The organism is Streptomyces sp. NPDC002463, assembly GCF_042889835.1.
Classification (GTDB): domain Bacteria; phylum Actinomycetota; class Actinomycetes; order Streptomycetales; family Streptomycetaceae; genus Streptomyces; species Streptomyces nymphaeiformis.
Genome location: NZ_JBIARL010000049.1, coordinates 1 through 10,354, shown reverse-complemented (window position 1 = coordinate 10,354; position 10,354 = coordinate 1). Strand labels below are relative to the sequence as shown.

Here is a 10,354-nt window from a genome sequence, read left to right as displayed (position 1 = left end):
CGGGCCGGCCCTCGACGGTGACGGCCAGGGCGACGTAGAGGGGCCGGTTGGCGACGGCACCGTCGCGGATCTTCACGTGGATCGCGTCGATGAACACCGCCGGACAGACCGGGTCAAGCGGGCGGCTCTGCCACTCGGCCATGTCCTCGAGAACCTTGTCGGTGGCTGTGGAGATCGTCTGGCGCGAGACCTCGGCGCCGTAGACCTCGGCCCGGTAGGCCTGGACCTCGCCCGTGGTCAGTCCCTTCTCGGACAGCGAGATGACCATCTCGTCCACCCCGGTCAGGCGCTTCTGCCGCTTCTTGACGATCTTCGGCTAGAACGAGCCGTCCCGGTCGCGGGGCACGGATATCTCCACCGGACCGACGTCCGTCAGCACGGTCTTCGCCCGGGTCCCGTTGCGGGAGTTCCCGCCGTTCTTCCCCGCCGGATCGTGCTTGTCATAGCCGAGGTGATCGGTGATCTCGCCCTCCAGGGCGGACTCCAGCAGCCGCTTCGTCAGCTGCTGCAGCAGCCCGCCCTCGCCGGTCAGCTGCAAACCTTCGGCCTGGGCCCGGGACACCAGCTCGTCGATCAGCCGGTCGTGCACTACCTTCGCCGGCTGCGGTTCAGACTGCCCTGCCGTCTCGGCCTCGGTCACGTTCTCACTGGTCATCGACGCATCCTCCATGGTCGGGAGTTACACCGAACGATTTACAGTCCCACTTCGCCCTCGACCACTCCACCCACAAGGCCCAGGGCAACATGATTCGCCGCTACATCAGCCGCTACATCATCTGGCTAAGACGTCATCTCATTTGGTGAGTCTGCGGTAGCAGATGAGGGTGCAGGCGATGCTGGTGAAGGCAAGGAAGTGGTCAGCTTTGCGTTCGTAGCGTCGGTGGAGTCGTCGGCAGCCGGCGAGCCAGGCCATGGTGCGCTCGATGGTCCACCGGTGCCGTCCGAGCCGCTGAGAGGACTCGACGCCTTTACGGGCGATGCGGTGTCGGATACCTCGGCCGGAGAGCCATCGTCGCAGGTGGCGGTAGTCGTAGCCCTTGTCGGCGTGGAGCTTGCCGGGCTTGCGTCTGCGTCGCCCGCGACGGGAGCGGATCGGGGGTATGCCCTTCACCAGCGGGATCAAGGCCTGACTGTCGTGGAGGTTGGCACCGGAAATTCCGACGGAAATGGGCAGACCGGTCCGCTCGGTGATCAGGTGGATCTTCGACCCATACTTACCCCGGTCGACAGGATTCGGACCTGTCAGTTCCCCCTTCTCAGGGCCCGCATGTTCACCGAGTCGATCGCACAGCGTGACCAGTCCAGCTCTCCGCGGGCACCGAGCTCGTCGAGCACCACGCGGTGGAGCTTCGCCCACACCCGGGCCTTCGACCACTCACTGAACCGCCGGTGGGCCGTCGCCCCTGACAAGCCGAAGGATACTGTCGGCAGCTGCTGCCACGTGCAGCCCGACGTGGCCACGAACACGATCGCCGCCAGTACTTCCCGGTCGCCGTGCCGACGTCGGCCACCGCCCTGAGGCCGGACAGGAGCATCCGGCACCACCCGCTGGAACAACTCCCACAACTCGTCAGGCACCAGCCGTTCGACAATCCCCACGTCGGCAGGCTACCGACCGAAGGAGACCCGCAGTCAGCGCCCCTTACGGCGCTGCGCGTCGAAGCGGAGCAGCACCCGCACCAAACGCGACACTCCGGCCGACGCTCCAAGCAGGACACCCCCTGCCAGCGTGGCCTTTCCCCCTGGACTAGAGACCCCGAGAGCCAGGGCAGGAAGCAGGGCTACGGCAAAGACTGCCGCAGCCAGCGCGACGGCAGTCACCAAAGCGAAAACGATCTCCACCGTTATGGCGTCCTTCTCCCACCGCGACTCACGTCCCATGTCCATCCCGCAAGTCTCACATCACGGTCAAGCGCATCGAAAGGCATCGCTGAGACGTGCCAACCAATTGAGATGGCTTCTAAACGGGCACGCCGCCGACAAGCGCCTCCACGCCGTGATCGACAGGGCGAACGTCGCTTGACGCAGCGCCAACGCCGCATCGTGACACCGCCGCCTGTCAGCTACCGGGTACTACCGTCGTCGAGTCCAGCGATGACTCTGACGTCTGCTCGGACATGCCCTGGCTTTGTTGGTGAGTTACGAGAGCACCTGTAGCTCAGCGCCGAGAGCGCCCTCTTCCACGGGAGAGTGATGTCGCTGAGTTTCGAGAGCGCCTGGATGCTTGCTTCGGGACCATGGTTGTGCTCTGCACGACGAGGGGGCCGGGGTGCTGCCGAAGTCCAAGGTCGATCTGTACGCGGCGATCCGTCGTGATGCGAAGGCTGATCTGTCGATCCGTGCTCTTCAGCGGAAGTACGGTGTCGGGTTCCTGACCGTGCAGAAGGCGTTGACGTCGGCCTGGCCGGAGCCGCGGAAGAAGCTTCCGCCGCGGGCAACGCGGCTGGATCCGTACAAGCCGTTGATCGACGAGATGCTGCGGACTGACCTGGATGCGCCGCGCAAGCAGCGGCACACGGTGAAGCGGATCTTCGAGCGGCTGCTGGACGAGCACGGTGCGGACGAGATCTCGTACCAGATGGTCCGTGGCTACGTCGCTGACCGGCGTGAGGAGATCCGGGTCCAGGCCGGGCGAGGTGTGGTGGAAGCCTTCGTCCCGCAGACGCACAAGCCCGGAGCGGAGGCGGAGGTCGATTTCGGCGACGTGACGGTGCGGCTGGCCGGCGAGCTGGTGACCTGCTACCTGTTCGCGTTCCGGCTGTCGTACTCGGGCAAGGCCGTCCACCGGATCTTCGCCTCGGCGGGTCAGGAGGCGTTCTTCGAGGGCCACGTCCACGCTCTCAACACGTTGGGCGGGGTGCCGACCGGGAAGGTCCGCTACGACAACCTTAGGGCCGCGGTCGCCCAGGTGCTGGGCTTCTCCCGGCATCGCGTTGAGGCCGAGCGCTGGACCGCGTTCCGCTCCCACTACGGCCTGGAGGCCCTCTACTGCCAGCCAGGAATCCGTGGCGCCCACGAGAAGGGTGGGGTCGAGGGTCAGATCGGCTGGTTCCGCCGCAACCATCTTGTTCCGGTGCCTGAGGTCGCGACGCTCGCCGAGCTCAACACGATGATCGACCGCTGGGACCAGGAGGACGACGCCCGCCGGATCAGGTCCCGCCCTCGCACGATCGGCGAGTACTTCGCGGCCGAGCAGCCGCTGCTGGCGCCGCTGCCGCAGGAGCCCTTCGAGACGGGTCGGCTCTTCACGCTGCGGGTCGACCGCTACAGCCAGATCAGCGTTCGCACCAACCGCTACTCGGTGCCGGTCCGGCTGATCGGCCGGAACGTCCGCGCGATGCTGCACGCCTCTGAGCTGGTGGTCTATGACGGGCGGGACGAGGTCGCCCGGCATGAGCGGCTGATCGCCAAGGGCGGCACCCGCCTCGAACTGGACCACTACCTGGAAGCTCTCGTGCGTAAGCCCGGCGCTCTGCCGGGAGCGACCGCGCTCGACCAGGCACGGTCCGCGGGCCGGTTCACTCCCGTCCACGACGCCTGGTGGGACGCGGCGGTCAAGGCCCACGGCGAGCGGGACGGCACCCGCGCGCTCATCGAGGTCCTCCTCCTCGGCCGGCACCTGCCGCACGAGCACCTGGTCACCGGACTCGCCGCCGCCCTCAGGACCGGGGCGCTGACGGCGGACGCCGTCGCTCTTGAAGCCCGCAAGGCAGCAGACGCCGACGCTGTCCCTGCCGAGGACCCGGAACCAGCTACAGGAGGACGGACCAGCATCGCCCCGCTGCCGGCTGCCGTCCGGGCCCGCCTGCCACCCGACAAACGGCCTCTGCCGTCGGTCGCTCACTACGACCAGCTCCTGCGGCTCCGCCGCGACCGCCCCACCCTCTGAAGGAGAACAGCGTGTCCATGCCCCGCCAGCGAGGACTCACCGAGCAGGCCGCCACGGCGGCGATCGACCAGGCATGCCGGATGCTGAGGCTGCCCACCATCAGGTCCCAGTTCCCCGAGCTCGCCGAAACCGCCGGCCGCGAGCAGATGTCCTACCTCGGCTTCCTCTCCGAGCTCCTGCTGGCCGAGTGCGACGACCGGGCCCGCCGCCGCTCCGAGCGGCGCATCAAAGCAGCCGGCTTCCCCCGCGACAAGTCGCTGCGCAAGTTCGACTGCGACGCCAACCCCAACATCGACCCGGCCATGGTCCACACCCTCGCCAAGTGCGAATGGATCAAGAAGGGTCTGCCGCTCTGTCTCATCGGCGACTCCGGCACCGGTAAGTCGCACCTGCTGATCGCGCTGGGCACCGAGGCCGCGATGGCCGGCTACCGGGTCAAGTACGTGCTGGCGACGAAACTGGTCAACGAGCTGGTCGAAGCCGCCGACGAGAAGCAGCTGACCAAGACCATCGCCCGCTACGGCCGCGTCGACCTGCTCTGCATCGACGAACTGGGCTACATGGAACTCGACCGCCGCGGCGCCGAACTCCTCTTCCAGGTCCTGACCGAACGCGAGGAGAAGAACAGCGTCGCCATCGCTTCCAACGAGTCCTTCTCGGGCTGGACCAAGACCTTCACCGACCCCCGCCTCTGTGCGGCGATCGTCGACCGTCTCACCTTCGGCGGCAACATCATCGAGACCGGCACCGACTCCTACCGCCTCGCCACCACCCGAGCCCGCGCCGAACAGCAAGCGGTCAGCTGACCTGCACCCGCACGGACTCTGACAGTTTGTTGCGTGATCCCCGGCGCTGCCTGACCAGGTGTTCAGCCGTTGGACGAACCCCATGGGTCCTCGCTGTCACCCGAGTCTTCAGCAGCCGCTTCGATTGGCTTCCAGGCGACGCACTTGGGGACACAGCCACCCGAGCGCAGAAACTCTTTGACGGCACTTCGAACGAGACCCAACGGGATCTCCGAGTCGGAGGGGAACTCCGTCCAGTGTTCGGCAACGTGGTACACGACGCCGTCTCGTGAGCTCAGACCCCCTACAGAAGCGACCAAGCCAGTCTCAGGGGTTGAAAGCATCAGGGCCCCGACCTGGCCGCCTTTGCGGACGCCGACATAGAGTTCATGATCCGGAAAGCCGGACCAGGTCATAGGCCGGGCTCTTGACACGAGATGCGCCGCGTCATGGAAAGGCGGTCCTGCCTGGAGTGCGTCGATGAGGCTGTCCACGTCGTCCTCGGTAGAGAGGAGAACGGGGGTGTGCATGTTTGCACGGCGATAGCGCGCTTCCAGTCGACTGTCGGCCACCAGCAGGACTCCCTTGGCGAAAACCCGCCCCTTCCCCGGGGCGGACAACTGCTGTCCAGTCCCGGCAGCCTCGTGATCAAACCACAGACAGTCACTGCCTCGCACGGCCAGATAGGACCTTCCGCGACCGGCGAGCAGCTCTAGGCGTTCTCGCTTCTCACTGATATCGAGAGCGCTGAAACCACATCGGTGCTCTCGGCACTCGCCGACAAATGCTCTCCGCTGTCACCTACGCAGCCAATGCCCAGAACCTTGGCGATCTCCTGGGCGAGAAGGGGGTCTGGGTTGCGTCTTCCGTTGCGAAGCATGTGGATGGTGGACATCGATCGTGCGGTTTCCCTTGCCATCGCCCGGACCGGAATCCCGCGCAGGTCCATCAACCCGGTGAGCACCCTTGCGAACGGATGTGGCTCCGGCTGTCCAGCTGGGGCGACGGCAGGACCGAGGGCCACGTCGCCGATCTTGGCTTGAAACCGGGTCAGTTGGTCACCAGCAAATCCGACCTTCGCGATGAAAGGCAGGATTTCGCCACCGCCGGAACCGACCGCGCCCGGCACTGCCACCTCCGTGAACGTTGAAAGGTGACCGTGATGATCACTGTCGATCTCCAGAGGAAGGCCGGGTTCGACGTGGCTGATCTGCCAGTCGCGATTCCACCAGGGAAGTTCCTGCAGCACCTCGTTGAAGAAGGAAGGCAGCACAGTGAGATCCACCGGGTCCGGAGGGTTCTTCTGACCGCCCCAGATGACGCCGGGCCAGTACGTCAGTGCCGCGATCACGTCCACCGTCAGCGTGCGGTTGGCAATCTCCATGCCCGCACTCTCCCACCAGTCGACAAAGCAAGCTCTCGCTACCAGGAAAACGTTGTCTGACGCGGCACTAGCCTCGTACTTTCATCGACTGGGCTGTAGGTGGATAGCTGCGAGGCAGAAGCGACACCTGATCAGGGCAAACAGGGATTCTCTCGGTTCCCCTGTGACCTCGATCGGAGTCCCCTGTCAAGTGAGTAGCCTGGTCGTGGTTGTGGCACGCACTGACCCTCGGGTTGGATGTGCTGATGGACCTGAGTGTTGATCGCCGTGAACCGAACCCGTGGATCTTGCCCGCGGGGGCACTTGGTGCAGGACTGCTACTTGTCGGACTTGCATGGACCTGGGCCTTCTGGGCGCCGGCTCTGCCGGTCGCATTCCTGGGCCTGGCGTTCTCCACTGGTGGCTTGAGGAGCGCTCGGCGCATCAGGGGCGGTCAATGGGCGGCGCGTGTGGCCTTTCTGTTGTGCAGTCTGGCCAGCGTGGCGGGCGTGGTCGCCCTTGCAGTCGTGGCCAGCAGCTATGACGGTCTGTGACCGCCGCGCCTGAACACGCGCCCCGACCTGCCCGACGGGTGGCCAGGTAGACAAAAAGTGTCTCTGCCCAGCAACAATGAGGATTGTCGAGGCTCTTGTTCTCGCTGTTGTCGAAGGCACTTCCCAGATGAGTAGGCGGATCGGGTCATTCCCGCGTATCCGCGTGGAGGGCACCGGTGGTCGGGTGGTCTCGCAGGCCGGTGCAGTGCTAGTGCTGTATCAGGCATCGTTGGCCCGGTGCGTCGCACCGATGGGGCGAGGTGAAAGATAGCCCCGTGAGCTTCGATCTTGCGGTTCTTGCGATGGACAAATCAGCCGACGCTGCGGCGGCGCGCGCGATGTTCGAACGGTGCACCTCCGGTCAGCACGGCGAGGGTGAGCTGGATGAGCGGGTGGTCGGGTTCTATGAACGGCTGCGTGATCATTTCCCGGACCGCCCGCCTTACTCCACGGAGTCGCCATGGACATCGACGCCGCTGGCGATCGGGATCGATCACGTAGTAATGAACCTGAGCTTTTCCTCGCGGAGCGACGCAGCACTCAAGGCGATTGAGGAGCTCGCATCGGAGTTCCGCCTTGTCATCTGGGACCCTCAGTCCCAGGGCGCATACCTTCCAGGAGCATGAGTGAGCGGTCGCCCCACTCGGTTCAGGCGACGTTGGTGTGGGCGACGATGCGCCGGAGGCGCTCGTCAGCGGCGTTCTTGTTCCGCCAGACGATGTGGCGGCAGATCATGCTGCCCTGGGCCTTGTGGCTGGCATGATCGGTGCCGTCGAGGGTGAAGTAGCGCAGGGCGGTGAACTGGGCCTCGATGCGGTTGAGACAGGAACTGTTGGCCGGGGTGTAGGCGATCTCGACGTTGTTGGCCTCGGCCCAGTCCACGACCCGGCGGCAGCGCTTGGTGGTCAGGTGCGGGGAGAAGTTGTCGCACACGATCGCGATGTGTATGTCGGCCGGGTGGAGGCTGTGCAGGTAGCGGCAGAACTCAGGAATTTCGAGCGGGTCTTGGTCTTCTTGATGCGGCCGTAGAGCTTGTTCCTGCCCGGGTCGTAGGCGGCGAACAGGTGCCGCACTCCGTGGGGGCGGGTGTAGGTTGCCCGTCGCCTCGGCCTGGGCTCCCGCTCGGGGTCCTTGTGCTTGCCGCCTCGTTCGGCCCACTGCCGTCCGGGATGGGAATGGAGGTTGAGGGGGCCGAACTCGTCCATGCAGTACACGACTTCGGGCTCGCCAGGCTCGGGTATGACTTCGCCGTCGGCAATGGCGTAGAGGTGCTCAACCCTGGCCTTCTTGGCCTCGTAGTCGGGGTCCTCCGAGGCCTTCCAGGTCTTCACGCGTTGAAAGGAGACTCCCTCCTCGCGGGGAAGGACCCGAAGGCCCTCGTGGCTGATGTCGTCGACCACCCCCTCGGCGACCAGGAAGTCGGCCGGCTTGGCCAGACTCCAGGTTGAGAACGGCAGGCCGTGCTCGGCCGGCTTGGACTTAGCGATTGACTTCGCCCTGCCGGGAAACCTCCTGGCCCGGGTGAGCGCCGTACTGGCCGGGTGAACGATCGGGGCGTGAGCGGCAGTTTCCCTGCAAGGTGAGGCAGCGCGATCAGGTGGAGGGGTCGAGGAGGTGGGCTCCGTTGTTTCGGACGTTGTTGACTGCTGTGGAGACGGGCCGTGCGTCGAGCCGTCCGTCCGCGGGCCGGGTGAGCAGGGCGCGCAGCTCGTCGGTGTCGCGGTGGTGGGGGTCGAGCCACGTGTCGTAGTGCTCCGGGGCGAGGACGAGGGGCATGCGGGGGTGTACGCGGCCGGCCGCGTCGGTGGCCTCGGTGGTGATGATCGTGCAGGTCGTCAGCCAGGCGTCGGGGTCGTCGTCGCTGGTGATGTCGGGATTGCGCCAGTGCTCGTACAGACCCGCCATGGCCATCACCTGCCCGTCGGTGGGGTGGATGAAGTAGGGCTGTTTGCGGGTCTTGCCCGTCGCCTCGTCCCTCATCGGCTTCCATTCGTAGAACCCGTCCGCCGGCAGCAGGCAGCGGCGCTTGGCGAAGGCACGGCGGTAGGCGGGCTTCTCGTGCACGGTCTCCACTCGGGCATTGATCATCCGGGAGCCGATCTTCGGGTCCTTCGCCCATGACGGCACCAGGCCCCACTGGAGTGCACGCAGCTCACGGCGCACCTCGTCTCCGTCGTCCCGGCGGGCGCGTTCGAGGACCGCGTAGACCTCGTCGGTCGGCGCGACGTTCCAGCTGGGCACCAGCGTCTCGTCGGGGCGCCAGTCGGTGACCTGGAAGAGACGGGTCAGGTCCTCAGGACTGCGAGTCGAGGTGTAACGGCCGCACATGAAGCCACTGTGTCACGGAACTCTCAGGACGGGACGACGACGTGGAGGGCCGCTCATGGCTCGGAACAGCGGGTGCCGCCGGGCAGGTATTGGTTGGCACGTCGTGAAGGGGCCACACCGGGCGGGTCGGGTGCCCGCCCCGTCGAGCGGGGGCCAGGACTCGGCAGCCGGTCCTGGACTGCGGCCGGTGGGCGCTGCCCTCGTTCGCGGTGATCAGGGTTCCCGCCGGGTGGACGCGCTCGCCGTCGCGGAACTCCCCTCGAGGACGTAGAGGATCTCCTTCGTGTGGTGGAGCTCTTCACCGAACGTGGCACCGGGCGCGAACTCGACGAGTCTCACCAACGGTACCGTCCTGCAGCGTCGTAACCACGATGCCGTCGACCGCTGCGTCCTGGGTGCCCGGTGCCGTCTCGCTCGGTTCAGGTCCCGGGGCCTGCGACGGCGTCATGCGGCCGCCTCCCCACACCCGGGACCGTCTGCCTTCAGCCCGCTTGAGCGCGGTGCCGGGACCGCGTTCCGCCTGCCCGGTTCCCCTAGACTTCACGGGCTGCGGAAGCGCGACGGGGGGAGAGGGAGCATGGGTAGCGGGGCAGCGGACGGTGATCCTCCCCTGATCGGCGCGGTCCGGGCCAGAGATACCGCCCTGGTGAGGAGCCTGCTTCTGGAAGACGATGGTTCCGGCCTGCTGGACTCCGCGTTCTGCCTGGCCGTCGAGACGTACTCGGGAGCCATCGCCCACTTGCTGCTCGATCACGGCGCCGACCCCGGCCGGTGCGAACCGGAGGCACTGCTGTCACTGCCCGCAGCGGTGGATTCCGGTTCGCCCGCGCTGTTCGAGGCGCTCCTGGACGACAGGGTCCGGAACACGTGCAGCAAGTCCGAGCTCCTGGCCATGCGGGATCTCGCGCACCGCTGGCTCGAGACGGGGGTCGAAACCGAACTGCGGCGTCGTACGGGCTCCCAGGACGCTCTTGTCCGTGCCCGGGTTCAGGACGACGAGTACTACAGCATCGACGAGCACTCCCTCGGAGGGATGACCGTTCGCGACGGGCACGCGGCAATCCTCACGCGCCTGGAGGAGCTGCTGGGCATCCGCACCTCCTTCGAGGAGCTGATGGCGCGCTCCTTGAAACACGACCAGGACCACACCGCATGGGGCAATGCCACCATCCTGCTGGCCCACCGTCGCGACCAGGAGACCTAGGCGGCCGCAGCGGCTCTGCGCACTCATCCTGAGCCGTCCCGCCGATTGTTCGGCGCCATGGTGCTACGGCTGACCCATCTCTTCGACGACAGCGACGAGGATGCGTTCGCCGGCCCCGCCCTGGACCTCTTCACCGACTGAGCTCTTTCAGAGTGGCCACTGATCGAGTGACCCAGGCCGAGTCAGGATGAGGACCGCAACGCACAGGGCTCCCGCGCCGTTGAGGGAGGT

The 10,354-nt window shown here is 66.3% G+C and carries 10 protein-coding genes and 2 pseudogenes; 4 read left to right on the top strand and 8 right to left on the bottom strand.

The annotated features are described in order from the left end of the window. From ACFYX3_RS41745 to ACFYX3_RS41735, 3 genes and pseudogenes are all read right to left on the bottom strand, one after another. Positions 1–655 (bottom strand): annotated as a pseudogene (locus ACFYX3_RS41745) (transposase); the annotation flags it as partial. A gap of 138 nt (positions 656–793) precedes the next feature. Continuing rightward, a protein-coding gene (locus ACFYX3_RS41740; RefSeq protein WP_389025344.1) for an IS5 family transposase occupies positions 794–1,593 on the bottom strand; the annotation gives its coding sequence in 2 pieces (ribosomal slippage) (positions 794–1,255 and positions 1,258–1,593; 798 coding nt in all). A gap of 39 nt (positions 1,594–1,632) precedes the next feature. After that, entirely contained in the window at positions 1,633–1,887 is a 255-nt protein-coding gene (locus ACFYX3_RS41735) for a DUF6332 family protein (RefSeq protein ID WP_389025336.1), read from the bottom strand. A 385-nt stretch (positions 1,888–2,272) separates the two neighbouring features. On the opposite strand from ACFYX3_RS41735, the gene istA reads away from it, so the two are divergent. Together istA and istB are read left to right on the top strand one after the other, a co-directional pair. After that, positions 2,273–3,889: an IS21 family transposase gene (gene istA / locus ACFYX3_RS41730; RefSeq protein ID WP_389025342.1), complete on the top strand. Its 1,617-nt coding sequence runs from the start codon at positions 2,273–2,275 to the stop codon at positions 3,887–3,889. A gap of 17 nt (positions 3,890–3,906) precedes the next feature. Further along, positions 3,907–4,695 carry an IS21-like element helper ATPase IstB gene (gene istB, locus ACFYX3_RS41725; RefSeq protein ID WP_389025340.1) on the top strand — a complete coding sequence of 263 codons (789 nt, stop codon included), beginning with the start codon at positions 3,907–3,909 and terminating at the stop codon, positions 4,693–4,695. Positions 4,696–4,757: 62 nt separating this feature from the next. Here the strand turns inward: istB and ACFYX3_RS41720 are convergent, their stop codons facing one another. After that, complete coding sequence (locus tag ACFYX3_RS41720; RefSeq protein ID WP_389025338.1) at positions 4,758–5,204, bottom strand: Imm1 family immunity protein; 447 nt, start codon at positions 5,202–5,204, stop codon at positions 4,758–4,760. Positions 5,205–5,386: 182 nt separating this feature from the next. Next, positions 5,387–6,058 carry a multiprotein-bridging factor 1 family protein gene (locus ACFYX3_RS41715; RefSeq protein ID WP_389025334.1) on the bottom strand — a complete coding sequence of 224 codons (672 nt, stop codon included), beginning with the start codon at positions 6,056–6,058 and terminating at the stop codon, positions 5,387–5,389. An 808-nt stretch (positions 6,059–6,866) separates the two neighbouring features. Between ACFYX3_RS41715 and ACFYX3_RS41710 the strand changes: the two genes are divergently transcribed. Further along, entirely contained in the window at positions 6,867–7,217 is a 351-nt protein-coding gene (locus tag ACFYX3_RS41710) for a hypothetical protein (RefSeq protein WP_389025332.1), read from the top strand. A gap of 22 nt (positions 7,218–7,239) precedes the next feature. Here the strand turns inward: ACFYX3_RS41710 and ACFYX3_RS41705 are convergent. The 3 genes and pseudogenes from ACFYX3_RS41705 to ACFYX3_RS41695 all read right to left on the bottom strand — a co-directional run. Next, a pseudogene (locus tag ACFYX3_RS41705) lies at positions 7,240–8,084 on the bottom strand (transposase); the annotation flags it as partial. A 100-nt stretch (positions 8,085–8,184) separates the two neighbouring features. Continuing rightward, positions 8,185–8,919 (bottom strand): SOS response-associated peptidase, encoded by a 735-nt coding sequence (locus ACFYX3_RS41700; RefSeq protein WP_389025330.1) that lies wholly within the window; start codon positions 8,917–8,919, stop codon positions 8,185–8,187. 213 nt (positions 8,920–9,132) lie between these two features. Continuing rightward, positions 9,133–9,258, bottom strand: a complete 126-nt coding sequence (locus tag ACFYX3_RS41695) for a hypothetical protein (protein WP_389025328.1) — start codon at positions 9,256–9,258, stop codon at positions 9,133–9,135. A gap of 238 nt (positions 9,259–9,496) precedes the next feature. On the opposite strand from ACFYX3_RS41695, the gene ACFYX3_RS41690 reads away from it, so the two are divergent. Further along, a complete protein-coding gene (locus ACFYX3_RS41690) occupies positions 9,497–10,123 on the top strand; it encodes a hypothetical protein (RefSeq protein WP_389025326.1) in 627 nt (208 codons plus the stop codon). Positions 10,124–10,354 lie beyond the last annotated feature (231 nt).